The organism is Polaribacter pacificus, assembly GCF_038024035.1.
Lineage (GTDB): Bacteria > Bacteroidota > Bacteroidia > Flavobacteriales > Flavobacteriaceae > Polaribacter > Polaribacter pacificus.
In genome coordinates this window covers 893,826-919,809 of record NZ_CP150664.1, presented here as the reverse complement: position 1 = coordinate 919,809, position 25,984 = coordinate 893,826, and the positions used below count along the sequence as shown (strand labels likewise).

Here is a 25,984-nt window from a genome sequence, read left to right as displayed (position 1 = left end):
TACATTTAAAGTCTAAATGTACGGAAAAAGAACTGAGTTTTAAATTGGAAAGTTAAAGGGTTTTTTTTGAGAGAGAAGAGAGAAGAGAGAAGAGAGAAGAGAGAAGAGAGAAGAGAGAAGAGAGAAGAGAGAGTTGGGGAGTAGCAGGGGGGTAGAGGGACAGAGGTGCAAACCTGCCTGCCGCAGGCAGGGGTGCAAAGTTACAGAGGTACAGAGGTACAGAGGTTAGAGGTGTGCGACAAGGACAATGCAGTTCTAATTGCTATTTCAATGTCCACGAACCTCACCAATCAACCAATAGTCCCAATGGGTGCCTGCCCTTTAATCAGCCATTCATTGTTTTCTTTTTTTAGAAAAAGAATCGTTGTACTACCTATTCCAGACTTTGATTTGCTAAATAAAACCAATGCTTTTTTTCTGTTCTTGCTGTAGATGGGTTCTGATATTCGAATATTGTAGCTGCGTTTGCAAGCATCTTTATTACCTATCTTAAGATGCTGGAGGTTTTTAAAGGGTAAAACCTCTTTTTGAGTCCACTCTTTTTTTTGCCAAGTAAATGTTTGCTTGTTTAATTGTTTTAAAAGTTTTTCATCTATCACCTGATCATTATTGATAAAAAAAGGATTCTGGGTGTTTGTCTCTTTAAGAAGATTAAAATTATGGCTTAGATGTTCAATAATCTCTTTTGGGCTAGCGTCATGCTCATCCACAGTTTTTTTGTCCAGGCAAGCAGTTAGGTTTTCCTTTAAGATAGTGTGTAAAATGGCTGTTGTATTCTCTCTAATGGCTAGAGTTTTAGATTTACAAGCAATTAAAAAAACAAATAGAATTAATAAGGATAGTTGCTTTTTCATAATTTAAAAATACAAAAAAAGCATCGTTCTAAAACGATGCTTCTCTCTATTTTGTTTTCTCTTCTCTCTTTTCTATGAATTCAACATCACTGGCATTACCAACATGGTAATATGTTCGCCTTCGTCTGTTCCGTCAATAGGAGTTAAGATTCCTGCGCGGTTTGGTAAAGACATTTCTATCAATACATCATTAGCGCTTAAATTGTTGAGCATTTCGCTTAAAAAACGAGAGTTAAAACCAATTTGCATATCGTCACCGTGGTAATCACAGCTTAAACGCTCATCAGCTTTGTTAGCATAGTCTAAATCTTCTGCAGAAATGTTTAATTCTGTACCCGCCATTTTCAAACGAATTTGGTGCGTAGTTTTACTAGAGAAGATAGACACACGTCTTACAGAGTTTAAAAATGAAGCTCTATCTACGGTTAATTTATTTGGGTTCTCCTTAGGAATAACAGCCTCGTAATTAGGATATTTTCCATCGATCAAACGACATACCAAAACAAAATTGTCAAAGGTAAACTTGGCGTTTGAGTTGTTGTATTCAATAGTTACATCTGTATTGGCACCGTTTAAAATTCCTTTTAATAAGTTTAAAGGTTTCTTTGGCATGATAAACTCTGTGGTTTCATTTGCCGTTACATCGGTACGTGTGTATTTAACTAATTTGTGAGCATCTGTGGCTACAAAAGTTAAGCTTTCTGAGCTAAATTGAAAAAAGACACCGCTCATTACTGGACGTAAATCATCATTACCTGCGGCAAAGATGGTCTTAGAAATGGCTGTGGCTAAAATGTTAGCAGGGATGGTTGTGCTATTTGGTGAAGACAAGCTTACCGCTTTAGGAAACTCATCACCACTAAAAAACGCCATATCATATTTTCCTTGATCAGAACTAATTTCTATGGTGTTGTCACCTTCTGTTTTAAAACTTAAAGGTTGGTCTGGAAATGTTTTTAAAGTGTCTAACAACAACCGTGCAGATACCGCTATAGACCCAGTAGAATCAGACTCTACATCAACCATAGCACTCATGGTAGTCTCTAAATCAGAAGCAGAAACTTTTAGTTGATTTTCTGTCAATTCAAACAAAAAATTATCTAAAATAGGCAATGTATTATTGCTGTTAATAACGCCCCCAAGTACTTGAAGTTGCTTTAATAATTGCGAACTTGATACTATAAATTTCATTCATTTATCTTTTTAAAATAGTACTGCCTTTTTGATTTCCTCATCCTGAGGTTGTTAAAAAAAGTGAGTTACAAATATATTCTAAATATGTGATTTTAAAAATATATTTATCAACAGTTTTCCCTTAAATTTAAAACATTTGCAAAAACGTTATAATTATGTTAATAGATTTTTCGAAATTCTGAATCAAAAATTATAAATGTTACATTTGTTTGTTAGTCAAAACCCTTTTTAATGAAAAAAATTACCTGCTTTTTTGCAATTATTCTGTTTACAATCAGTGCTATACAAGCTCAAGAACCTTTAAAGCTTAGTTCAAATGAGATGTATGAAAGGTTGCAAAAGCTTAACTTTCTTGGATCTGTTCTGTACATCGCAGCACATCCAGACGATGAAAATACCCGCTTAATTTCTTATATGTCTAATCAGGTAAAAGCCAGAACGGCCTATTTATCTTTAACCAGAGGAGATGGTGGACAAAACTTAATCGGTCCAGAAATTAGAGAATTATTAGGAGTCATAAGAACCCAAGAATTACTGGCAGCAAGAAGCATAGATGGCGGAGAGCAATTTTTTACCAGAGCCAATGATTTTGGCTATTCTAAGCATCCAGATGAAACACTAGCTATCTGGAACAAGGAAGCTGTTTTAAGCGATGTGGTTTGGGCCATTAGAAAGTTTAAACCCGATGTGATTATCAATCGTTTTGATCATAGAACTCCAGGAACCACACACGGACATCACACCAGTTCTGCCTTGCTAAGTTTTGAAGCATTTGATATGGCGGCTGATAGAACAAAATTTACATCGCAATTAGGGCTTACAGAAACTTGGCAGCCACAACGATTGTTTTTTAATACCTCTTCTTTTTTCTACGGATCTGATGCCGATTTTAAAAAGAACAACAAAGGCAAACTTTCTTCATTTGATGTTGGAGTTTACTACCCGTTAAAAGGCTTGTCTAATAATGAGGTAGCTGCTTTGGCCAGCAGTCAACACTTGTGTCAAGGTTTTGGTCGATTGACCACCAGAGGAAGTCAAACAGAATATGTTGAGTTTTTAAAAGGAACCAAACCCAAAGTAGACAATGATTTGTTTTCTGGAATCAATACTACTTGGAATAGAATCAAAGGTGGAGGTGCAGTTGGCGCTATTTTATACAAACTAGAAAAGAATTTTGATTTTGCCAACCCGTCTAAACATCTGCCAGAGCTTTTAGCAGCTTATGACTTGATAAAAAATCTAGAAGACAGTCATTGGCGCGAAATTAAAGAAGGGCAAATTAAAGAGCTAATTGAGGCAGCTGCAGGCTTATACTTAGAAGCTTCTTCCAACAGTTCAAGCAGTACACCTACCGCTACTGTTCCGTTGTCTATGGAGCTATTAAACAGAAGTGATGCGACAGTGTTTTTAGAAGGATATCGCATTTTTACCAAAGAAAGCACACAGTCTAAAGCACAGGTAAAAAAATTAGAGGCCAATAAAAAACTAACGATTAAAGATGTATTTAAGCTCAATGCAGCTGGTTATTCTGATCCTTACTGGTTGCGCAGCAAAGGAACTTTGGGTATGTATCAGGTAGACGATCAAAAACAGATTGGAAAACCTGAAACAGATAGACCGCTACAGGTGGAGTTTCAGCTAAGCATTTTGCAACACAAGATTACTATTGTAAAAAATGTGGTGTATCGCTATGCAAAAAGTGATAAGGGTGAAATTTACGAACCTTTTGAAATCTTACCAGAAGTAACCACTAGCATTGATAATAAAGTACTTATTTTTTCTGATAACACTCCAAAAGAAGTTAAGGTAACTATTAGAGCAGGTGCAGAAAATATAGCAGGAAACTTACATTTAAATCTGCCTAAGGGTTGGTTGGTAAGCCCTGCACAAATTCCTTTTTCGATCGCTCAAAAAGGAGATGTTTCTGTAGTGAATTTTCTGGTGACGCCACCTAGAGAACAAATGGAATCTGTAATGCAAGCAGTTGCTACCATCAACGGAAAAACGTTTAATAAAGAACTGATAGAAATTTCTTACGATCACATTCCTAAGCAAACTGTTTTGGTTGCATCCCAAGCAAAAGTTGTGCGCTTAAATATTCAAAAAACAGGAAGTAATATTGGCTATATTAAAGGAGCAGGAGATGCCATTCCAGAAAGCTTACAGCAAATTGGATATACGGTGGTTTCTATCGACCCAGAAAACATTACCGCCAACAGCTTGGACGGCTTTGATGCCGTGGTTATTGGGATTCGTGCCTACAATACAGTTGCAAGTTTAAAGTTTAAGCAAAAATTTTTATTAGACTATGTATCTAAAGGAGGTAATATGATTGTACAGTACAACACTAGTGGTCGTGGAGGTATCGATGTTGGAGCACCTTTTGATTTACAAATCTCTAGAGATCGAGTAACTGATGAGCATGCTGCAGTTAGTATTTTAGCAAAGCAACACTCGCTGCTAAACTTTCCGAATAAAATCAATGCCGATGATTTTGAAGGATGGGTACAAGAACGCGGCTTGTATTTTCCAAATAAATGGGCCAAAGAGTTTACACCCATCTTGTCTATGCACGATAAAAATGAAACGGCTAAAAAAGGAAGTTTATTGGTTGCAAAGTACGGTGAAGGACATTATATCTATACCGGTTTAAGCTTTTTTAGAGAACTGCCAGCAGGAGTGCCAGGCGCCTATAAACTCTTCGCAAACATGTTGTCTATCGGTAAAGAAAACATCCAAACACAAACAGAAATTAAAGAATAGTACTTATGGAAACAGAAAAACGTCCTTGGAAAAAAATATACAGTCTTGTTTTGATTGCAAATTTTATTTACATCATTCTTTTTTATTTTATCACTACTTATTTTTCTAATTAAGCAACTCAAAACATGGAAATTTTAGATTGGATAGTACTTTCTGCCACCTTAGCATTTATTGTGATTTTTGGTGCTTATAAAACTAGAAAGAACACTAGTGTACAAGATTATATCAAAGGAGGTAACGATACCAAATGGTGGACCATAGGGCTCTCAGTAATGGCTACCCAAGCCAGTGCAATTACCTTTTTATCAACCCCAGGACAAGCGTTTCATAGTGGGATGGGTTTTGTGCAGTTTTATTTTGGATTGCCCATCGCCATGGTGATTATTTGTTTGGTTTTTATACCCATTTATCACCGTTTAAAAGTCTATACGGCTTATGAGTATTTAGAAGGGCGCTTTGATTTAAAAACAAGAACGCTGGCCGCAATTTTATTTTTAGTACAGCGTGGATTGGCGGCCGGAATTACCATTTTTGCTCCTGCCATTATATTGTCTGCCGTATTGGGATGGGATCTGGTTTCTTTAAATATTATTATTGGTGTTTTGGTAATTATTTACACGGTTTCTGGAGGAACAAAGGCCGTAAATGTGACTCAAAAACAACAGATGCTTATTATCTTTTTAGGGATGTTGGTTGCTTTTTTTATGATTGTAGATCAATTGCCGCAAGATATTTCATTTAGCAAGGCGCTTGATATTGCAGGTGCTAGTGGAAAAATGGAAGTGCTAGATTTTTCTTTTGATCTGTCTAACCGCTATACAGTATGGACAGGTTTTCTTGGAGGGACTTTTTTAATGCTCTCTTATTTTGGAACCGATCAAAGTCAGGTACAGCGTTATTTGTCTGGGAAGTCTGTACGTGAAAGTCAGTTGGGCTTGTTGTTTAATGGATTGTTAAAAGTACCAATGCAGTTTTTTATTCTTTTAGTTGGGGTGATGGTGTTTGTTTTTTATCAATTTAATGCGGCCCCTTTAAATTTTAACCCAAAGGCAAATGAAGCAGTGTTAAATTCAGCCTATGCTTCTGAGTACAAAGCTTTGGAGAGTCAATACAGAGCCTTAGAAGATCAAAAAAAGACCTTGGTTTTAGATGGTGTGCAAGCAGGAGATAAAGCGCAAATTAAAGACTTAGAGCAGCAGAGTGTTGCTGTTAAAGAACAGGCAAAAGCAGTAATCAGCAAAGCAGATGATTCTGTAGAAACCAATGATAAAGATTATGTGTTTATTCATTTTATCTTAAACAATTTACCTCGAGGATTAATCGGTTTGTTATTGGCGGTAATCTTATCAGCAGCCATGTCATCAACAGCATCAGAATTAAATGCCTTGGCATCTACTACGGCTATTGATTTATACAAGAGAAATGTAAAAGGAGAAAAATCAGAAGCTCATTATGTAAAAATGTCTAAGTGGTTTACACTAGGTTGGGGAATCTTGGCAATTTTGGTGGCCTGTGTTGCCAATTTGTTTGATAACTTAATTCAGTTGGTCAATATTATTGGTTCTATTTTCTACGGAAACGTATTGGGTATTTTCTTATTGGCATTTTTTATTAAATACGTAAAAGGAAATGCTGTATTTATTGCAGCAATCATTACGCAGGCAATTATCATCGGTGTGTTCTTGATGGATTGGTTGCCGTATTTATGGTTAAACTTGCTGGGTTGTGTATTGGTAATGGCCATTGCCTTGCTTATACAAACCACCATGAAAAGAAAAGTAGAATTGACATCTTAAAAAGTATATTAACTCTATAAAAAAAAGGCGAACATTTCTGTTCGCCTTTTTTGATCTTTATTTTTCTTCACCTGGTCGGTAGCTCTTTTCTGCCCGTTTTAAAACATCTTCTTTGTAAAAGGCAACATCCTTAAACTGAGCATCGGCATAGCGCTGGGTTTGATCATCAAAATGTGGTGAGTTAGGATCACTACTCTGACCACCGGCTAGCATGCTTTTTGCTTTGACCTTAGCTCCAAATTCTACAACGGCTACAAAGCTATTTCCAGAGGTACCGTATTGACGTTTGGTATTGGTTCCTTTACGAACACCAAAAGAGGCCAAGGCTCCCCAAGAGCTTGAAGCCATTCCTATGGCAATACTAGGTTTTTTATCATCAAATTCTTGAAAAATTGCACCGTCATTTCTTTGGTAGCGATTGATTTCTCCCCAAGGAGTTTGCCATTTTCCAAAATCACTTTTAATATTTTCTAAAGCAGTTTTAAAGATAGCTAGGCGATCTTTTAAGTTTGATTGGCTTCCCATATAGTGTATTCTAGAAACAAAATCCATATTGCGAGGAGCTTTACCAGATCTGTAAAAAGCATTTAAATAATACTGACTCATGGTCATTCCCACAGAGGTAGTGCTCACAGTAAAATCCCAATTTTTTAAAACAGCAATGGCTTCTTGAACTTCTTTATCCTTGCTAGGGTATTTTTTATAAGCTTCTAGCAAACCCGTCATTAATGCCTTAGCACCTGGTAAATACGGATCATAGGCTAATGTAATTAAATTGTCCAAAGTAAGGTTAGAAGCCTTTGTTAATAGAGGGATGGCATGGATTCCTCTAAAGTTTTCTGGAAAAGAAGTCATATAGGTAGGGTAATCTTCTTTTTTAGGACTGTAGGCTAAAGCGGCGGTAAAGGGAGTTGAATTACAATTCTGAATCCATCCATTTGGTGGATTTTTAATAAAGATGTTTTCATTTAGGGCATGCAACCCTTGCCAATCTGTTGCAGGATTGCTTCCGTCTACGGGTTTTGTATAATCAAATTGTACATTTCTTTTTGGAATAAAGTTTCCATGATAATAAGCAATGGTACCATCTGCATCTGCATAAACCGTATTGTTAGATGAGTTAGTTCTAATTTCCATCATTTTATCAAACTCTTGATGATTTGATTTTTTTGTTCTTGTAAACGATTGTTCCAAAGCTTTTACAGGACTCCACATTAAGGCTGTCGCTACCCATTTGTCATTATTTTGATGTGTAATAGGACCGTGGTGTGTTCTGTAAATGGTAAATGGCCGAGTGGCTTCACCTGTATTTGTCTTGTATTTTAGTTGAACAACTAAAGAGTCTACAGGTCTCTTTTCATCGCCATAGATATAATGAGTTCCTTTGCTGCTTTTGCTGATGGTTTCTTCAAATTCATCAATAATATCAGTTCCTGTAGAGGTGTGCATCCAGCCTGTTTTTTCATTAAAACCTTGGTACACAAAAAATTGTCCCCAAGTAACTGCTCCATAAGCATTGAGTCCTTCTTCGCTAACCATATGAACTTCTCCTCTAAAGAAAAAAGAAGTATGTGGATTGATTAACAACATGGCGTTTCCAGATTTGGTTTTGCTTCCGGCAATTGCAAAGCCGTTAGAGCCTCTTGGTTCATCGTCTTTTAATCTGATGAAGCCTTCTGAAGCCGCAATTTTTGAGTTGCTCTTGTCGTAAAAGTCTTTTATTTTTCTTGTCGAAACGCGCTCAATATCACCACCGATAGATCCTTCGCTAAAATACATCGGCATCCAAGGTTCAAAATGAGTAATCAAAGCGGGTTTTACTTCTGGATTTTTTTCTAGGTAGTAATTAATCCCATCGGCAAAAGCGATGCATAATTTTTGCAACCACTTAGGCGCCTTAGCGTAATTTTCTTTGGCCTCTTCTTCTGTCATGTATAAGTTGGCTCTTAGATCACTGTAGAGTGATTTTTCTCCTTCTACCTCAGCCAATCGACCCAATGCCCAAATATAATTGCGTTCTACTCGGTTAAAATCATCTTCACTTTGTGCGTACATCAGTCCAAAAACAGCATCTGCATCGGTTTTTCCATAGATGTGGGGTACTCCAAAATCATCTCGTATGATTTCTGTGTTTTCTACATGCTGTTGCCAGCGAGTTTGTTCATCATTTTTAGTTGAACAGCTAATGATGAGTAGTAGCAATAAGAGGAAGGATAGTTTTTTCATGGTTTTGGTGTTGTTGATTGTCTTTTAACCTGTTAAGGTATTGCAAGATAATAAGAATGATTTAATTCTTTTTTAGAAAAGAGAAAAGAGAAAATAGAGAAGGGACAAACCTGCCTTCGGATTTCCTGTCGTAGGCATGGCAGGCAGGGGTGCAAAGTTACAAAGGTACAAAGGTACAAAGGTGCAGAGGTGCAGAGGGGTGCAAAGGTGCTGGTTTGAATTGAGTTTTAACTCACCACTCACCACTAAAAGGAAGTTTGCAATTCTATTGCAAGAACTTGGTGATCCTTGATTAAGAAAGACTCACCAATTTATCAACACTCCAGGCTTCAGGTTTGTCATTAAACCAGGTTTTCGTTTGTGCCCATACAGCTTTGAATAAAGCAGAATGTCTGTAGTTTTCCAAGTCTTGTTCTTCGTCCCAATAACTGTAAGTAAAGAAAATAGATGGATTGGTTTTGTCTCTGTAAAGTTCTAAGAGTTGGCAACCTTTGTTTTGTTTGATGAGTGCTTTTTTTTCTTCAAACATGGCCAAAAAATCAGGTACATCAGAAGGATTAAAGCTCATTTTTACAATTCTAACAAACATAATAGATGTGTTTTTTTATGAAATAAATTCAATGGTAATAGTATCTCGATATCCTAAGCCTAATAGGGTAGATGCCCCACCAACTGTATCAAGGTTGCTTCTGTAAATGGCAATTTCTAAATAGCCGGCTGAGTTAAACAGTGCTAATTTATTTCCATCGTAATGAGAGCGGTTTTCTTCTATATCAAAATTGATAATGTCATTGTATTTGTGGTGAATTTTATCAAATTCATAACGTCTAGCTTTTACTTTAAACGGCCTTCCTTTACCCGCATCTGCAAAGAGTTTTTTGCTGATATTGCTAATGACGTTTCCGTAATTGTCAATATAAACCACAGATCCTATAATCTGATTTTCATCTTGATTAAGCTTAGGCTGTATTTCGGTGATTTTTTTATAGGTATCAATGTCTTTTCCGATCACACCTAGGCTACCGCCTCTAGCGATAAAACAAGCTACTTGCACAAAGACATCCAACACAGGGAAGCTGCTTTCTACTCTGTCATGGATATTGATTGCTACGATTTGGGTCGGCTTAATTTCTGAGGCAATCATAGAAATTAAACCATTGTCTGGACAGATAAAATAATGATTGTCCAAAAGCAGTGCAATATGTTTGTTCTCTGGACTCAGCTCTGAGTCTACTCCAATAATATGGATGCTTTTATCTGGGAAACTCTTGTAAGAATTTTTTAAAATATAAGCAGTTTCGGTAATGTTAAATGGTGAGATTTGGTGAGTGATGTCAACAATTCGAGCATCGGGAAGCTGCGTATAGATGGCACCCTTAACCGCGCCAACAAAGTGATCTTTAATTCCGAAATCTGTAGTTAATGTGATTAAAGACATGTGAAAACCCCTGTTGATTAATTGTTTAAAAATTCATGAAAATTTTACACAAAGCTAATCATTTCTAAATTTTTATGCGTACTTTTCTTTAGTAAAAAATGACGAAATTGAATTTATTTTTACGCTGCATTTTTATTCTTTTATCATTTTTTGAGATTTTAACAATATTTAAAACCTAAACATTTGACAGAACGTACAATAGAGCTTACAGAAATCGATCCAAATGATTTTTTTGGCGCGCAAAATAGCACAATTACTCAGCTAAAAACCTACTTTCCTAAAATTAAAATAGTTGCCAGAGGTACCAACCTAAAGATCTATGGAGAGTCTGAGCTTTTGGATGAATTTGAAAAGCGATTTGAAATGCTTACTAAGTATTTTAACCGTTACAACAAATTGGATGAAAATAGCATAGAGCGTATTTTAACATCAACCGGAAAAGAAGAAAGCACCCGAGGAGCCTCTAAAGATGTTCTGCTACATGGTGTTAATGGGCGATTGATCAAAGCCCAAACAGAGAATCAGCGAAAAATGGTAAGCCTGATGCAAAAAAACGATATGCTCTTTGCTGTAGGGCCAGCTGGTACAGGTAAAACATATACCGCAGTTGCCTTGGCTGTTAAAGCTTTAAAGGAAAAAGAGGTTCGAAGAATTATTCTAACAAGACCGGCTGTTGAGTCTGGTGAGAACTTAGGGTTTTTACCTGGAGATTTAAAAGAGAAGTTAGACCCGTATATGCAGCCTTTATACGATGCGCTGCGCGATATGATTTCGCATGAGAAACTAGAATCATATCTAGAAAATCAAACCATCCAAATTGCACCTTTGGCATTTATGAGAGGACGTACTTTAGACAATGCATTTGTTATTTTAGACGAGGCTCAAAACACCACGCACAATCAAATGAAAATGTTTTTAACGCGTATGGGGAAACATGCCAAGTTTATTATTAACGGAGATCCAGGACAGATAGATTTGCCAAGAAAACAGGTTTCTGGGCTCAAAGAGTCTTTATTGGCACTTAAAGACATTGACGGAATCGCTCAGGTGTACTTAGATGATAAGGATGTTATTCGCCATCGATTGGTGCGTAAAATAATTACCGCCTATAAAAGCATAGAAACAGAATGATAAAAATAGAACAAGATAAATTAAGCTTACAAGATTATTTCTACATTGGTTATGTATACCTAATTATTTTGGGGATTATTAGTGATGCCATTTTCTATGGGATTTTCGGCATTTCATATTTAAATTACACCACCATCTTAGATGCCTTAATTTCTCCGATTAGTTTACTTACCAACAATTGGAAACTAAGCTTGTTCTTAGGGATCATGTTTTGGTTGATGTATATGTATTTTAATAAATGGATGTATAGGTTTTACGCTTATCTTAGAGAAAAAAAATGGTACGGAAAAATCTATAATATTGAAAAAATGGATAAGAAGTACGCCAAAATGAAAGCTCAAAAGAGCATGATCCCAGGGCTAATGTTTATATTTTTCCTCTTATTTGTTTCTATGAGAACAGGGATGGGGCTTGGCACAAAACAAAAGTTTTCAGAAAAAGAAATTATCCCCAATTACACATTGGTGTTTAAAGATAATACTCGTTTAGACGTAAGAAAGATTGGTCAGAACTCTATGTATTTTTTCTATTTTATTCCTGGCGAAAAAGTCATTACAGTAACGCCAATATCTGATAATATTAAGCAAATAAAAGTCTTAGAAAAGGACTAAAATTAATGGTTTAAATACTATTTTTGCATCCATAACAATATCCAAATTAATGAATACAATTAACGAAACAAACTTTAATTTCCCAAAGCAACAATCTGTATATAAAGGCAAAGTTAGAGAGGTCTACAATATCAATAATGAAGTATTGGTGATGATTGCTTCTGATCGCTTGTCTGCTTTTGATGTAATTCTGCCAAAGCAAATTCCATTTAAAGGACAAATCTTAAATCAGATTGCTACCAAAATGATGGACCAAACAGCAGCAATTGTTCCCAACTGGTTGCTTGCAACTCCAGATGAGAATGTTGCAGTAGGACATTTGTGTGAGCCGTTTAAAGTAGAGATGGTTATTAGAGGCTATTTGTCTGGGCATGCAGCCAGAGAATACAAGGCAGGTAAACGAATGATTTGTGGAGTAGCCATGCCTGAGGGGATGCGTGAAAACGATCGTTTTCCAACACCAATTATTACACCTTCTACCAAAGCAGATAACGGTGATCACGATGAGGATATCTCTAGAGAAGCTATCTTAGAACAAGGAATTGTTTCTGAACAAGATTATTTAATCTTAGAAGATTATACCCGTAAATTGTTTGCAAAAGGAACTGAGATTGCCGCAAAAAGAGGCTTGATTTTGGTAGACACCAAATATGAGTTTGGAAAAACAAAAGACGGTAAAATTGTATTGATTGATGAAATTCACACACCAGATTCTTCTCGTTATTTTTATGCAGATGGCTATGCCGAAAGACAAGAAAAAGGAGAGACTCAAAAACAATTGTCTAAAGAGTTTGTGAGACAGTGGCTTATAGAAAATGGTTTTCAAGGAAAAGAAGGTCAGCAGATTCCAGAAATGTCTGATGAGAAAATCACAGAAATTTCTAACCGATATATAGAATTGTACGAACAAATTACAGGCGAAAAATTTGTCAAAGCAAATACAGACAATGTCCTGGATCGTATAGAGAACAATATAACGAAGTTTTTAGCTTCAATTAATTAAAAAAATAAATCAATTTGATACTTAGTTAATTTTTCTATCGAATATTAAATTCACTCGAAAGACCATTTTATTAGTCAATTGGAGTGATTTTTTAGAAATAAATCGAAGAAAATAGTATCGAAAACACAAAACAGAACTACCATGATCATAGAACCAAGAACGAGAGGCTTTATTTGTTTAACTGCGCATCCAACAGGTTGTGAGAAAAATGTAATCAATCAAATTGATTACGTAAAATCAAAAGGAAAAATTAACGGAGCTAAAAAAGTGCTAGTCATTGGTTCTTCTACAGGCTTTGGATTGGCATCTAGAATTACAAGTGCCTTTGGTTCTGATGCAGCAACCATCGGTGTGTTTTTTGACAAGCCATCTGCTCCCGGAAAAACAGGATCTGCAGGCTATTACAATACCGCAGCTTTTGAAAAGCATGCACACCAAGCCGGCTTGTACGCAAAAAGCATCAACGGTGATGCCTTTTCTAATGAAGTTAAAGCTGATGTTATTAAGTTGATCAAAGAAGATTTAGGACAGATAGATTTGGTAATTTACAGTTTAGCATCACCAGTAAGAACGCATCCTGATACAGGTACTCGATACAAATCAGTATTAAAGCCAATTGGCGGCGTGTTTTCTAACAAGACCGTTGATTTTCATACCGGAGTAGTTTCAGAAATTTCTATCAATCCTGCAGAAGGAGATGATATTGCAAATACTGTAGCAGTCATGGGTGGAGAAGATTGGAAAATGTGGATTGACGCTCTTAAAAAAGAAAATGTATTAGCAACAGGAGCTAAAACAGTAGCCTATTCATATATCGGCCCAAAATTAACAGAGGCTGTGTATAGAAAAGGAACCATAGGTGCTGCAAAAGATCATTTAGAAGCAACTGCTTTTAGCATTACAAATAGCTTAAAAGACCTTAAAGGAGAGGCTTATGTTTCTGTAAATAAAGCTTTAGTAACTCAGGCCAGCTCTGCTATTCCTGTAATTCCATTGTATATTTCATTATTGTTTAAGGTGATGAAAGAAAAAGGATTGCACGAAGGTTGTATTGAGCAAATTCAACGTTTGTATAGTGAAAGATTATACACAGGAAATCCAATGCAATTAGATGCGAAAGGGAGAGTTCGTGTAGACGATTTAGAAATGCGTGAAGATGTACAAGCAGAAGTTGCTAAATTATGGGAAACAGCTACTACAGAAAACCTATCTGAGATCGGAGATTTAGAAGGATATAGCAATGACTTTTTTAACCTTTTTGGTTTTAAAGTGCCAAGTATAGATTATAATGCAGAGGTAGATGAAATGGTAGCCATTCCAAGCGAACACTAATGTTTTTTCTTAAAAAATACCTACTGATTGGGTTTTTGTTGACTGGAGTTTTGCTCTGGTCACAAGAATCAAACCCAACAACGGTTCGTGTTTTGAGTTTTAATATTTTGCATGGAGCCAATACCGATGGAAGTTTTGATTTAGACCGCATTGCGGCAGTCATAAAAAAAGCTGATGCTGATTTTGTTGCCCTACAAGAGGTTGATTTTAAAACCAAAAGGGCCAAGGGTTATGATTTGCCTACAGAATTAGGTTTTCGTACAAAAATGACTTCTTTATTTGCAAGGGCCATGCCTTATGATGGTGGTGAGTACGGTGAAGCAGTTTTGTCTACCTATAGTTTTATTAGTAGTAGAAATACAGCCTTACCTTATACCAATGGCAATGAGCCAAGAGCTGCTTTAGAGGTGACGGCTGTTTTAAAATCAGGAGATACTATTTCTTTTATTGGGACACATTTGGATCATTTAAAAACAGATACAGACAGAGTTTCACAAGCAAAAGCACTGAACAGCATTTTTAAAAACAATCGGTATCCAACCATTTTAGCGGGTGATCTAAACGACGAGCCAAAAAGCAATGCAATCTCAATTTTAGAAAACTATTGGAAGGCGGCTTATCATACAGAATCAAGTTTAAAGCTTACCTACCCATCAGAGAAGCCAATTAAAAAAATCGACTATATAATGACCGACCCAAATTCTGGATGGAAAGTTATTTCTACAGAAACCATCTGTGATACTATTGCCTCTGATCACTGTGGATATTTGGTTGTTTTGGCCTTAAATCCCAAGAAAAAGTGAAAAAAATCAGCCTAAAAAACCTAAAAGATGAATTGGGTCATCAATCTCAAGAAGAGTTGATAGGGCTTTGTATTGCGCTTACTAAGTTTAAAAAAGAGAACAAAGAACTACTTAGTTATTTGCTTTTTGAAGCCAGTGACGAAGAAGCTTATATAGAAGGCGTAAAAGAAGAAATTGATTCGCTTTTTGAGCAGATCAATACCAAGAGTTTTTTTTATATCAGAAAGAGTGTCCGAAAGATTTTAACGACTACAAAGAAATACATTCGCTATTCAAACAAAAAAGAAACAGAGGTTGTTTTGCTCATGTATTTTTGCAGAAAGCTTTTAGATTTTAAACCCTCAATTAAAAACAGTCCACGTTTGCAAAATACCTTTGATAGGCAGTTGGTTTTGATTAAAAAAGCACTTTCAAGCTTGCATGAAGATTTGCAGTTTGATTATCAGGCTGAGCTTGATGAACTTCAAAACTAATTTCTCGACTAGTAATTAGAAAGGTGTTTCCACAAAATTCGCAAACTTACAAAGGCAATTAAAACGGCAGTTAATTTTTTTAGTTGATTTGGTTTTAAGTATTGAGAGCTCATTCTGCTCCCGATTTGTCCTCCAATGGCTACGGCAATTAACAATAAACCTGTAAGTTTCCAATCAATAGAAAAACTTGGGTTGGCATATTGTCCTAATAAGCCCGCAATAGAATTTACGAGGATAAAGAGACTTGCCGTTGCTGCAATTTTTTTTGGGGTATCCCAATGAGTCAAATGTAATAAGGGTGCTAAAAAGATACCACCACCAATACCAACCATGCCAGAGACAAAGCCAATTAGTCCTCCAAATACGGCATTTGTTTGCTTGGATATTTTTGGTTTATTGCTTTCTGAGCTGGTAATTTTTTTTGAACCCCACATACTTACAGCGGCAAAGAAGAGTGTACATCCCAATAAAATAAAAAAGAAGGTTTCACTAATTTTTAAATAGCCCCCAATCATTGCAAAAGGAACGCTTAAAAGCACTAACGGGAGCACTTTTTTATAATTGTATGTCTTTTGTCGATGAAAAAAATAGACATTACCAGTAACCACCATAATATTACACAGTAAAGCTGTGGCTCTAATTTCTGAGAATGCGATGCCAGTTAAGGCCAGTACTGCCAAATAACTGGAGCCTCCTCCAAAACCGACAGAAGCATATAGCACTGCTATTGTAAAGAAGAGTAGGACTATAGGCCAAAACTCAAATAAGCTATCTAAAATCAAGATTTTTTAGGTGTTGTTTATGTGTCTAAATGTAGAAAAATATAAGTGAAACAACCGATAAGTTTTGTGTTTTTAACCAGTCAATAGTTTTAAGGAGCTTGTTTAGGATAGAATTGATTTTTTAAACTGCTGAGGAGTCATCATTTCCATTTTTTTAAACTGTCTATTAAAGTAGCTGGTGTTGTTAAAGCCAGATTTAAAAGCAATTTCTGACATTCTAAAGTCCTTAGATTCTTTAATTAGTTTCTTTGAAAATTTAATTTTTTCTGAATTTAAATAATCAATAGGTGATACTCCAAGTGTATTTTTAAATTTTTTATGAAAATGTGAACTACTCATGCATGCTTTTTCAGCAAGTGTTTCTACGTTGATGTCTTTATTGGTTAAGTTATCTTTAATGTATTTAATTACCATTCCCATTCTTGTATCACTAAACATTTGAGAAACATCGTTAATTAGGATTGTTTTTGCCTTGGTCTGTAAAAGCCGAACGATGAGTTCTTGAATCATTAAATCTAAAAGAACATCTTTAGAATTGTTGTTATTTGTAAAGGTATACGTTAAGCGTTTGATTAACTGGTTTACATCAACATTGTTTGTTAGATGATTGGTATTTGTGGCTATAGACCAATTGTTATTTTCATTTTCTATGGCAACTTGGTAGTTAAATCGATCAACCACTTCATTAATTTTTGTGCTATCGATTCCGAGTGCTAAACATTGAGTAGGTGAATTTTGATTTGCAATTGGAAAATCAATAATCATTTCTTTTTTACTAGGCATGACAACAGATTCTCCCGGAAAAAAATCAAAAGAAGGCAGGCCGTCAATATGCATGATTTTTTTTCCTGTAAGCATACTAGCAATAATTGGGAAATCAAATTCAAGAGCCACTTTTTCTGCATACTGATGAGTCTCATAGATATTTAATTCTGCAAAATCTGCATTGTAAGTAGTTCTATTCTCAACTAAGGTTGTGAGTTTTCTATGCTTTTTATGGTTGTCTAATAAATGACTCATACCCAAATATATAAAAAATATTGAAGAGAAAATCTTATATAATAGATTTGTTCAAGAATATAATATATATGTTCAATTTATAGTGAATTTAATAAAATAGCTTTACAAAAATTGATAATTAAGCATTTTATTCATGTAAATAGTATGAATATTTTAATCTGTTTTTTTATCGATAGTCTAATTATTCACTTTTAAAAAAACATATATTTATGAGTTATTCTAAACCAACATTTAAGGATGTTTATGGAAATTTTATAAACGGAAAATTTATAGCGCCCTTAGGAGGCCAATATTTTGAAAACACTTCGCCTATAGATTCTAGTCTTATTGCTAAATATCCTAGATCTCAAAAAGAGGATATTGATATGGCATTAGATGCAGCAAATGCTGCAAAAGATGCTTGGGGGAACACTTCAGTGACAGAAAGAGCAGCTATGTTAAATAAAGTTGCAGATATTATAGAGCAAAATTTAGAAGAGTTTGCCTTGGTTGAAACCTGTGATAATGGTAAACCGATTAGAGAAACTCTTAATGCTGATATTCCTTTGTCAGTTGATCATTGGCGTTATTTTGCTGCTTGTATTAGAGCAGAAGAAGGCAGTGCTACAGAATTAGATGCACATACTTTATCTATGAATATTAAAGAACCTTTAGGGGTTGTTGGGCAGATTATTCCTTGGAATTTTCCGATGCTAATGCTGTCTTGGAAATTACCGCCTGCATTGGCCACAGGAAACTGTGTGGTTTTAAAACCAGCAGAGCAAACGCCTTCATCAGCAACCTTATTAATGGAGAAAATTGCAGCCGTTTTTCCTCCTGGAGTCATCAATGTAGTTCATGGCTTTGGACCAGAGGCTGGCAAGCCTTTAGCGTCTAGTTCAAAAGTTGATAAAGTGGCTTTTACTGGAGAAACAACTACAGGGCAATTAATTATGCAATATGCATCCAAAAATTTAAATCCAGTAACGATGGAGTTAGGAGGTAAATCTCCAAACTTGTTTTTTGAAAGTGTAATGGATCAAGATGATGCTTATTTAGATAAAGCGATAGAAGGAGCAGTGATGTTTGCTTTTAACCAAGGCGAAGTATGTACTAGTCCATCTAGAATATTGGTGCAAGAAAGTATTTACGATGCCTTTATGGAACGAGTGGTTGCAAGAACCAAAGCCATTGTTCAAGACAATCCGTATGATGTACAAACCATGATTGGCGCTCAATCTTCTGTAGATCAGTACAACAAGATACAGTCTTATATCGCTATTGGTAAAGAAGAAGGCGCCAAAGTATTGTGTGGAGGAGCCGCAAATACCCAAGCAGATTTAGCCAAAGGTTTTTATATTTTGCCAACCATCTTAGAAGGACATAACAAAATGAGAGTATTTCAAGAAGAAATTTTTGGACCTGTAGTTTGTGTGACTAAATTTAAAGATGAAGCAGAAGCTTTAGAGATTGCCAATGATACGCTTTATGGTTTAGGAGCCGGTGTTTGGACCCGTGATGCGCATCAATTGTATCAAATTCCGAGAGCGATTAAAGCAGGAAGAGTGTGGGTAAACTGTTACCATGCTTATCCAGCACATGCTCCTTTTGGTGGGTATAAAAAATCTGGTTTTGGTAGAGAAAATCATTTGATGATGATGGGACACTACAGACAAACTAAAAACATGTTAATCTCTTATGATAAAAATAAATTAGGGTTCTTTTAATGGAAGAACTGAAATCGATAAGGCTGAATTGTAATAAAATTCAGCCTTTTTTTAATACATTTAAACAATGAAAAGAGTAGAAATCACTGAGCAAGCAAGACAGGTCGTTAAGCAAATAAAAGCGCTGCATGGCGATTTAATATTTCATCAAAGTGGAGGCTGTTGTGACGGTTCTACTCCGATGTTGTTAGAAAAAGGCGAGTTGTATCTTGATGAAAGTGATGTGCTTTTAGGTGTTGTAGAAGGTGTAAATTTTTACATGAATCAAGATCAATTTGACTATTGGAAACACACACATTTAACGGTAGATATAACAGCAGGAAGAGGTTCAAGCTTTTCTTTAGAGATTCCTCTTGGCTTGCGTTTTTTAATACATTCTAGATTATTAACGGATAAAGAAGATCGTTTTTTTAATTCTAAAAAATAAGGCTATGAAATATCAAAATTTTTATAACAAAAGCATTCAAAATCCAGAAGCATTCTGGAAAACACAAGCCGCTGAACTCGATTGGTTTAAAGCACCAAAAACGATACTGTCTAAAGATCAGTATGATTATAATCAATGGTTTGAGGATGGAGAACTCAACTTAAGTTATTTGTGTATAGACAAACATATTAAAGAGGGGTTTGGTGAGCAAAATGCAATCATTTATGACTCACCAGTTACCAATACGATACAACATATTACTTTTAATAATTTACATTACGAGGTCTCTAAATTAGCTGGAGGCTTAGAGCGATTAGGTCTGCAAAAAGGGGATACCTGTATTATTTATATGCCCATGATTCCGCAGGCATTGTTTGCTATGTTGGCCTGCGCAAGAATTGGGGTCATCCACTCTGTAGTCTTTGGAGGTTTTGCACCTCATGAGTTGGCTATTCGCATTGATGATTGTAAGCCTAAAGTTATCATAACGGCATCAAACGGGATAGAAATTGAACGGATTATTCCTTATAAGCCCTTTGTAGATGAAGCAATTGTCAAAGCTAACAGCAAACCAAAACACGTGGTGGTTTTTGATCGACAATTGGGTGTAGAAATTCCTAAAAAAGACTACGATGTAGATTATACAAAATTGGTAAAAGAATCAGTTGGTATAGAGGCGGTTCCGATGAAATCAATACATCCATCTTATATTTTATACACTTCAGGAACTACAGGAACACCAAAAGGAATTATTAGAGATACAGGGGGATATGCAACTGCTTTAAAATTTTCAATGAAACATATCTATGGTGTTGAAGAAGGAGAAACCTTTTGGGCTGCAAGTGATGTTGGTTGGGTTGTAGGACATAGTTTTATAACCTATGGACCTTTGTTAAATAGAAACACGACCATCGTATTTGAAGGGAAACCGATTAGAACTCCAGATGCTTCAACTTTTTGGCGAGTGATTAGTGAGCATGGTGTAAAAGCAATGTTTACTGCACCAACAGCGATAAGGGCAATAAAAAAAGAAGATCCAACAGGAGAACTACTAAAACGCTATGATTTATCCTGTTTAAAATATCAGTTTTTAGCAGGAGAACGCTGTGATGTGGCTACGTTAAATTGGGCAGAAGAAAAATTAAACATACCTGTAATTGACCATTGGTGGCAGACAGAAAGTGGCTGGCCGATGCTAGCAAATATGGTCGGTGTTGATTTGCAGACCATAAAGCCTGGGTCTGCAGGTTTGCCAGTATGTGGTTATGAAATCAAAATCTTAAACGAAGAGGGCCAGGAACTAGCGGCTAATGTCGAGGGATATGTAGCTGTAAAATTACCTTTGCCTCCAGGAGCTTTAAGCAATCTTTGGGGCAACCCAGAGCGTTTTAGATTCGGTTATTTAGAGCGTTTTCCCGGTTATTATTTTACAGGTGATGGAGGTTATACTGATGAAGATGGCTATGTTTTTATAACCGGTCGTGTAGATGATATTATCAATGTTGCAGGTCACCGATTGTCTACGGCAGAAATGGAAGAGGTTGTAGCTTCTCACAAATCAGTGGCAGAATGTGCAGTTTTTGGAGTACATTGTGATATTAAAGGGCAGAAACCATTGGGTCTGGTTGTTTTAAAATTAGATGAAGTATCAGAAGCACAAACTATACAAAAAGAAATCATTAACGATGTCAGAAAAGAAATTGGAGCAGTTGCTTCTTTTAGAGATGTGTTGATTGTTAATCGATTACCAAAAACAAGAAGAGGAAAAATTCTTCGTAAATTGCTGCGTAATATCGCTGACGAATTAAATTACAATATCCCTTCGACTATTGATGATCCTAGCATTATCAATGAAATAATTGTGGTTTATAAGGCCAACCAAATAGGAATACACAAAAATTAATCAATAATGAGTAATTATCACATAAAACACTTAGAAGAGTATTATCAAGTTTATAGAAAATCAATTAGAGAACCAGAAAATTTTTGGGAAGAAATAGCCGAAGAGCATTTTATTTGGAGGAAGAAGTGGGATAAAGTTTTGGAGTGGGATTTTTCTAAACCAGAAATTAAGTGGTTTCAAGGTGCTCAGTTAAATATTACAGAAAATTGTTTGGATAGGCATTTGGCAACAAGAGCCAATAAAACGGCTATTATTTTTGAGCCTAATAACCCTGATGAACCAGCAGAACATATTAGTTACCTGCAGTTGTATCAACGAGTGAATCAGTTTGCCAATGTGTTAAAGAGCAAAGGAATAAAAAAAGGAGATCGCGTATGTATTTATGTACCAATGATTCCAGAATTGGCAATTGCAACATTGGCCTGTGCCAGAATTGGAGCAGTGCATTCTGTGGTTTTTGCAGGTTTTTCATCAACAGCCTTAGCAACTCGAATTAATGACTGTGATTGTAAACTAGTCGTTACTGCTGATGGTTCTTACCGAGGCGCTAAAACGATCGATTTAAAAGGTATTGTTGACGAGGCTTTAGATTCATGTCCAGGAGTAGAATCTGTTTTGGTTGTAAAAAGAATTGATTCAGAAATCACGATGAAAGAAGGTCGTGATTTTTGGTTACAACCCTTATTAGACAATGCATCAACAGAAGGAGAAGCTGAGGTAATGGATGCAGAAGATCCTTTGTTTATTTTATATACATCAGGATCAACAGGACAACCCAAAGGAATGGTTCATACCACTGCTGGTTATATGGTTTATACAGCCTATACTTTTAAAAATGTATTCCAATATAGAGAAAAAGACGTGTATTGGTGTACCGCAGATATTGGTTGGATTACTGGTCATTCTTATATTGTTTATGGACCCTTAGCAAATGGAGCTACGACAATTTTATTTGAAGGTGTGCCGAGTTATCCAGATTTTGGACGTTTTTGGGAAGTGATCGAAAAACACAAGGTAAACCAGTTTTACACAGCGCCAACTGCCATTAGAGCCTTGGCAAAACAAGGACCAGAATTGGTAGAAAAATATGATTTAAGCTCTTTAAAAGTATTGGGTTCTGTTGGAGAACCTATAAATGAAGAAGCTTGGCATTGGTATAATGACAATGTTGGGAAAAGAAAAAGTCCAATTGTAGATACTTGGTGGCAAACAGAAACAGGAGGTATTATGATTACACCAATTCCTTATGTAACACCGACCAGACCAACCTATGCAACTTTGCCATTTATTGGTATTCAACCCGCATTAATGGATGCTACAGGAACTGAGTTAAAAGGTAACCAAGTAGAAGGACGTTTGTGTATTAAGTTTCCATGGCCAAGTATGGCCAGGACTATATGGGGAAACCACCAACGTTATAAAGAAACTTATTTTTCTGCTTATGATGGGATGTATTTTACTGGAGATGGAGCTCTGCGTGATGAGGTAGGTTATTACAGGATTACAGGTCGGGTAGATGATGTTATCATTGTGTCTGGACACAACTTAGGAACAGCACCAATAGAAGATGCTATTAATGAGCACCCTGCGGTTGCAGAATCTGCTATTGTTGGATTCCCACACGATGTTAAAGGAAATGCACTGTATGGTTATGTCATTTTAAAAGACTTTGGTGAAACCAGAGATCAGGACAATCTGCGTAAAGAAATCAACCAAATTATTTCTGAGCATATTGGCCCTATAGCAAAGTTGGATAAGATTCAATTTACTACGGGCTTGCCTAAAACACGTTCAGGGAAAATTATGCGTAGAATATTGCGAAAAATCGCACATAACGATTTGTCTACTTTAGGAGATATTTCTACGCTGTTAAATCCAGAGGTTGTGGAGGATATCACTAAAAATAGACTGGAGTAAATAATGAATTCTGTCTTTTGTTGATGTAAGATTTAGAATAACTCTTAACTTTGTGTTTGTTTCTATAAATCTGAAAGATTGTGAATTCAACAGAAGAAAAATTAAAAGAGCGGATTAAAGAGCTAACTTGTTTGTATACAGTTAGCTCTTTGGTGCGTGATAAAAAGGTTACGGATAAAGAGGATCTTCTTCATCAAATAGCTGTGAGTGTAAAGGAGTCTATTCGTTTTCCTGAAAAAGCATTTGTAGAGATTAATGTTAAAGATCATAATATCTCATTAGGATCTCCTAGTAAAGAAACTATCTTTATTATTTCTGCTGTTCATGTTTTTCAGCAAATAGAAGGCTCTATAAAAGTTGGCTATCCAAAATTAGAATTTTCTCAAAACTCTTTTTTAAAAGAAGAACAGCTCTTGCTAAATAAGATTGCTTCAGAAATTGGTGATTTTTTTGAGAGAAAAGAAGTTGAAGCAAAAGAAAAGATTGCAAAAATGCAACTTGAACGGGTTGATAGATTGGCAATTTTAGGTGAAATTATTGCCGGAATTGCTCATGAGTTAAACACTCCTTTGGCAAATATCTTAGGCTTTACAGAATTGTTGCAAGAGCGAATTACTAAAAATGATCAAGATTATAAAGATCTTCAAAAGGTAATCAATAGTGCTATCTATTCTAGAGAGGTTGTAAAAAAATTAATGTTTTTTTCTTGCGAAATGCCTCAGCAAATGTCCCTTACCAATATACTGCCTATTATCAAAGAAGCGATTGGTTTGCTAAGTCCAAACTTTCAGAAGAAAGAGATTCATTGTGATTTATCTTATTCTAACGATAGCATCATGCTAAAGGTAGATGCCATACAAATGACACAGGTTATGTTTAACTTGCTAATCAATGCAATTTATTTTTCACCAATCAAAGGAAAAATACAAGTAACTGTAGAGGATACTGCAGAAGAAGTGGTCTTAAAAATTTATGACCAAGGAACTGGCATAAAAAAAGAAGCAGCAGATAAAATCTACAATCCATTTTATACAACAAAAGGAGTAGGCGAAGGTTCTGGCCTAGGTTTGAGTGTGGTTCATGGAATTGTTAAAAGTCATAAAGGATCCATTAGTTATAAAAAAAATAAACCCAAAGGGACTATTTTTACGATTAGCTTTCCAAAATCTTAAAGCATGTTAGAAAAAGAAAACATCTTAATTGTCGATGATGATATTCATATATTAGAGCTCATTCAGCGGCATTTAAAAAATTTAAACTTTCACACTTTTAAAGCGGTTTCTGTACAAGAAGCCTTGACTATTTTAAAGGATCAAACCATAGATTTATTGATCACAGATTTGCAAATGCCTGGAGTTGACGGTATGCAGTTGATTAAATATACCACAGAGCATTATCCTAGTTTACCTACCTTGGTGGTCACTGGATATCCTTCAATCGATGGTGCAATAGAGGTCATGAAACATGGAGTTGTAGATTATTTAACCAAGCCTTTTACCAAAGAAGAATTAAAAGCAGCAGTGTTTAAATCTTTTTCCAGATCAGACCAACCTAAAAAGACCCAAAAAGATATAGTCACAACCAGTAAAACAAGTTATGGCGATTTGATAGGAAGTTCAGAAGCCATGCGCAAAGTAACTGAAACGATTGATCGCTTAAAAAATAACAAAGCCACTGTTTGTATTGTTGGAGAAAGTGGAACAGGAAAAGAGTTGGTGGCTAGGTCTATACACTATATGGGTAAATTTTCAAGAGGGCCTTTTATCGCTGTTAATTGTGGTGCTATCCCAGAGAATTTGTTAGAGTCAGAGTTGTTTGGTTATGTTAAAGGCGCTTTTACAGGAGCAGAAACTACAAAAACAGGTTTTTTTCAAGCAGCCAATCAAGGAACCCTTTTTTTAGATGAAATAGGCAATGCTTCTATGGCCACACAACTGCGATTACTTCGAGTACTTCAAGAAAAAGAAGTGGTCAAAGTTGGTGCACAAAAACCAGAAAAAATTGATCTTAGAGTGGTAACGGCCACCAATATAGATTTGCAAGAGCTTATTAAAAAAGGCGGCTTTAGAGAAGATTTGTATTATCGATTAACTGTGGTGCAAATAGATGTGCCAACATTAAGAGAACGCAGTACTGATATTCCATTGTTGGTCGATAAGTTCTTGCTTAAATACGCTTTAGAATATAGAGATCGTTATTTAAAAATAAGTCCAGAAGCCTTAGAAATTTTAAAGAGATATCATTGGCCGGGTAATATTAGAGAGTTAGAGAATACAATTCAAAGAGCTGTAATTATGTGTGAAAACTCTGTTGAGGTTTCTGATCTGCCTGAGCATGTCAAATACCAGATTGAGTTTTCTGATTCTAAAAATTTAAGCACTTTAAAAGAGGTAGAAAAACGTTATATTCTAAAAGTTTTAGACGCTACAAATCAGAATAAAACAAAGGCTGCAGAAATACTTCAGATAGATAGAAAAACACTCAGAGAGAAATTAAAATAAGCAATAGTTGCTTTTGGGGATAAATGAATCAGCCGGGGAATTACTCCCCGGTTTCTTTTTGTCTTGTATTTAAATATTGTAACGCAAGTAGCAGATATTCATTT

At 35.7% G+C, this 25,984-nt stretch carries 21 protein-coding genes; 14 read left to right on the top strand and 7 right to left on the bottom strand.

Going from position 1 to position 25,984, the window contains the following annotated elements:
- Positions 1-290 precede the first annotated feature (290 nt).
- Together WHC90_RS04190 and dnaN are read right to left on the bottom strand one after the other, a co-directional pair.
- Positions 291-854 (bottom strand): hypothetical protein, encoded by a 564-nt coding sequence (locus WHC90_RS04190; protein WP_188597248.1) that lies wholly within the window; start codon positions 852-854, stop codon positions 291-293.
- 72 nt (positions 855-926) lie between these two features.
- On the bottom strand, positions 927-2,045 hold the full coding sequence (gene dnaN, locus WHC90_RS04185; RefSeq protein WP_188597247.1) for a DNA polymerase III subunit beta: 1,119 nt from the start codon (positions 2,043-2,045) through the stop codon (positions 927-929).
- Positions 2,046-2,279: 234 nt separating this feature from the next.
- Between dnaN and WHC90_RS04180 the strand changes: the two genes are divergently transcribed.
- The gene (locus tag WHC90_RS04180; RefSeq protein ID WP_188597246.1) at positions 2,280-4,811 is read left to right on the top strand and encodes a PIG-L family deacetylase; all 2,532 of its coding nucleotides are present in this window, start codon (positions 2,280-2,282) and stop codon (positions 4,809-4,811) included.
- A gap of 125 nt (positions 4,812-4,936) precedes the next feature.
- Positions 4,937-6,607: a sodium:solute symporter gene (locus WHC90_RS04175; RefSeq protein ID WP_188597245.1), complete on the top strand. Its 1,671-nt coding sequence runs from the start codon at positions 4,937-4,939 to the stop codon at positions 6,605-6,607.
- A 57-nt stretch (positions 6,608-6,664) separates the two neighbouring features.
- On the opposite strand, the gene WHC90_RS04170 is transcribed toward WHC90_RS04175, so the two are convergent.
- The 3 genes from WHC90_RS04170 to WHC90_RS04160 all read right to left on the bottom strand — a co-directional run bounded on the left by WHC90_RS04170 (position 6,665) and on the right by WHC90_RS04160 (position 10,271).
- A complete protein-coding gene (locus WHC90_RS04170) occupies positions 6,665-8,833 on the bottom strand; it encodes an acylase (protein WP_188597244.1) in 2,169 nt (722 codons plus the stop codon).
- Between the two features lie 292 nt (positions 8,834-9,125).
- Positions 9,126-9,422, bottom strand: coding sequence for a putative quinol monooxygenase (locus tag WHC90_RS04165; RefSeq protein WP_188597243.1), 297 nt, complete (start codon positions 9,420-9,422; stop codon positions 9,126-9,128).
- A 15-nt stretch (positions 9,423-9,437) separates the two neighbouring features.
- On the bottom strand, positions 9,438-10,271 hold the full coding sequence (locus WHC90_RS04160) for an SAM hydrolase/SAM-dependent halogenase family protein (protein ID WP_188597242.1): 834 nt from the start codon (positions 10,269-10,271) through the stop codon (positions 9,438-9,440).
- Between the two features lie 183 nt (positions 10,272-10,454).
- Here WHC90_RS04160 and WHC90_RS04155 point away from each other — a divergent pair, with 183 nt between their 5' ends.
- From WHC90_RS04155 to WHC90_RS04130, 6 genes are all read left to right on the top strand, one after another.
- Positions 10,455-11,402 (top strand): PhoH family protein, encoded by a 948-nt coding sequence (locus tag WHC90_RS04155; RefSeq protein WP_188597241.1) that lies wholly within the window; start codon positions 10,455-10,457, stop codon positions 11,400-11,402.
- A complete protein-coding gene (locus WHC90_RS04150; RefSeq protein ID WP_188597240.1) occupies positions 11,399-12,013 on the top strand; it encodes a hypothetical protein in 615 nt (204 codons plus the stop codon). Before WHC90_RS04155 ends, WHC90_RS04150 begins: the two co-directional genes overlap by 4 nt.
- A 49-nt stretch (positions 12,014-12,062) precedes the next feature.
- Entirely contained in the window at positions 12,063-13,016 is a 954-nt protein-coding gene (locus WHC90_RS04145) for a phosphoribosylaminoimidazolesuccinocarboxamide synthase (RefSeq protein WP_188597239.1), read from the top strand.
- A gap of 141 nt (positions 13,017-13,157) precedes the next feature.
- Positions 13,158-14,348 carry an enoyl-ACP reductase FabV gene (gene fabV / locus WHC90_RS04140; RefSeq protein ID WP_188597238.1) on the top strand — a complete coding sequence of 397 codons (1,191 nt, stop codon included), beginning with the start codon at positions 13,158-13,160 and terminating at the stop codon, positions 14,346-14,348.
- Entirely contained in the window at positions 14,348-15,151 is an 804-nt protein-coding gene (locus WHC90_RS04135) for an endonuclease/exonuclease/phosphatase family protein (protein ID WP_188597237.1), read from the top strand. Before fabV ends, WHC90_RS04135 begins: the two co-directional genes overlap by 1 nt.
- Positions 15,148-15,624 carry a hypothetical protein gene (locus WHC90_RS04130; protein ID WP_188597236.1) on the top strand — a complete coding sequence of 159 codons (477 nt, stop codon included), beginning with the start codon at positions 15,148-15,150 and terminating at the stop codon, positions 15,622-15,624. The genes WHC90_RS04135 and WHC90_RS04130 overlap by 4 nt, the downstream gene beginning before the upstream one ends.
- An 8-nt stretch (positions 15,625-15,632) precedes the next feature.
- Here WHC90_RS04130 and WHC90_RS04125 read toward each other — a convergent pair whose 3' ends face one another.
- Both WHC90_RS04125 and WHC90_RS04120 read right to left on the bottom strand, forming a co-directional pair.
- Positions 15,633-16,406 carry a sulfite exporter TauE/SafE family protein gene (locus WHC90_RS04125; RefSeq protein WP_188597235.1) on the bottom strand — a complete coding sequence of 258 codons (774 nt, stop codon included), beginning with the start codon at positions 16,404-16,406 and terminating at the stop codon, positions 15,633-15,635.
- A gap of 102 nt (positions 16,407-16,508) precedes the next feature.
- Positions 16,509-17,426, bottom strand: a complete 918-nt coding sequence (locus tag WHC90_RS04120; protein WP_188597234.1) for an AraC family transcriptional regulator — start codon at positions 17,424-17,426, stop codon at positions 16,509-16,511.
- Between the two features lie 209 nt (positions 17,427-17,635).
- On the opposite strand from WHC90_RS04120, the gene WHC90_RS04115 reads away from it, so the two are divergent.
- The 6 genes from WHC90_RS04115 to WHC90_RS04090 all read left to right on the top strand — a co-directional run bounded on the left by WHC90_RS04115 (position 17,636) and on the right by WHC90_RS04090 (position 25,880).
- Positions 17,636-19,132, top strand: a complete 1,497-nt coding sequence (locus tag WHC90_RS04115; protein WP_188597233.1) for an aldehyde dehydrogenase family protein — start codon at positions 17,636-17,638, stop codon at positions 19,130-19,132.
- 67 nt (positions 19,133-19,199) lie between these two features.
- Positions 19,200-19,559, top strand: a complete 360-nt coding sequence (locus WHC90_RS04110; RefSeq protein WP_188597232.1) for a DUF779 domain-containing protein — start codon at positions 19,200-19,202, stop codon at positions 19,557-19,559.
- Between the two features lie 4 nt (positions 19,560-19,563).
- On the top strand, positions 19,564-21,462 hold the full coding sequence (locus WHC90_RS04105) for an AMP-binding protein (protein ID WP_188597231.1): 1,899 nt from the start codon (positions 19,564-19,566) through the stop codon (positions 21,460-21,462).
- Between the two features lie 6 nt (positions 21,463-21,468).
- Positions 21,469-23,379 carry an acetate--CoA ligase gene (gene acs / locus WHC90_RS04100; protein ID WP_188597230.1) on the top strand — a complete coding sequence of 637 codons (1,911 nt, stop codon included), beginning with the start codon at positions 21,469-21,471 and terminating at the stop codon, positions 23,377-23,379.
- Between the two features lie 80 nt (positions 23,380-23,459).
- Complete coding sequence (locus WHC90_RS04095; RefSeq protein ID WP_188597229.1) at positions 23,460-24,551, top strand: sensor histidine kinase; 1,092 nt, start codon at positions 23,460-23,462, stop codon at positions 24,549-24,551.
- 3 nt (positions 24,552-24,554) lie between these two features.
- Positions 24,555-25,880 carry a sigma-54-dependent transcriptional regulator gene (locus WHC90_RS04090; protein WP_188597228.1) on the top strand — a complete coding sequence of 442 codons (1,326 nt, stop codon included), beginning with the start codon at positions 24,555-24,557 and terminating at the stop codon, positions 25,878-25,880.
- Positions 25,881-25,984: the final 104 nt, after the last annotated feature.

Coding starts and splice junctions, on each gene's coding strand:
- dnaN (WP_188597247.1), bottom strand. CDS start 2,045: ATGAAATTTATAGTATCAAGTTCGCAATTATTAAAGCAACTTCAAGTA.
- WHC90_RS04150 (WP_188597240.1), top strand. CDS start 11,399: ATGATAAAAATAGAACAAGATAAATTAAGCTTACAAGATTATTTCTAC.
- WHC90_RS04120 (WP_188597234.1), bottom strand. CDS start 17,426: ATGAGTCATTTATTAGACAACCATAAAAAGCATAGAAAACTCACAACC.
- acs (WP_188597230.1), top strand. CDS start 21,469: ATGAGTAATTATCACATAAAACACTTAGAAGAGTATTATCAAGTTTAT.
- WHC90_RS04145 (WP_188597239.1), top strand. CDS start 12,063: ATGAATACAATTAACGAAACAAACTTTAATTTCCCAAAGCAACAATCT.
- WHC90_RS04110 (WP_188597232.1), top strand. CDS start 19,200: ATGAAAAGAGTAGAAATCACTGAGCAAGCAAGACAGGTCGTTAAGCAA.
- WHC90_RS04170 (WP_188597244.1), bottom strand. CDS start 8,833: ATGAAAAAACTATCCTTCCTCTTATTGCTACTACTCATCATTAGCTGT.
- fabV (WP_188597238.1), top strand. CDS start 13,158: ATGATCATAGAACCAAGAACGAGAGGCTTTATTTGTTTAACTGCGCAT.
- WHC90_RS04180 (WP_188597246.1), top strand. CDS start 2,280: ATGAAAAAAATTACCTGCTTTTTTGCAATTATTCTGTTTACAATCAGT.
- WHC90_RS04160 (WP_188597242.1), bottom strand. CDS start 10,271: ATGTCTTTAATCACATTAACTACAGATTTCGGAATTAAAGATCACTTT.
- WHC90_RS04165 (WP_188597243.1), bottom strand. CDS start 9,422: ATGTTTGTTAGAATTGTAAAAATGAGCTTTAATCCTTCTGATGTACCT.
- WHC90_RS04115 (WP_188597233.1), top strand. CDS start 17,636: ATGAGTTATTCTAAACCAACATTTAAGGATGTTTATGGAAATTTTATA.
- WHC90_RS04175 (WP_188597245.1), top strand. CDS start 4,937: ATGGAAATTTTAGATTGGATAGTACTTTCTGCCACCTTAGCATTTATT.
- WHC90_RS04190 (WP_188597248.1), bottom strand. CDS start 854: ATGAAAAAGCAACTATCCTTATTAATTCTATTTGTTTTTTTAATTGCT.
- WHC90_RS04135 (WP_188597237.1), top strand. CDS start 14,348: ATGTTTTTTCTTAAAAAATACCTACTGATTGGGTTTTTGTTGACTGGA.
- WHC90_RS04090 (WP_188597228.1), top strand. CDS start 24,555: ATGTTAGAAAAAGAAAACATCTTAATTGTCGATGATGATATTCATATA.
- WHC90_RS04105 (WP_188597231.1), top strand. CDS start 19,564: ATGAAATATCAAAATTTTTATAACAAAAGCATTCAAAATCCAGAAGCA.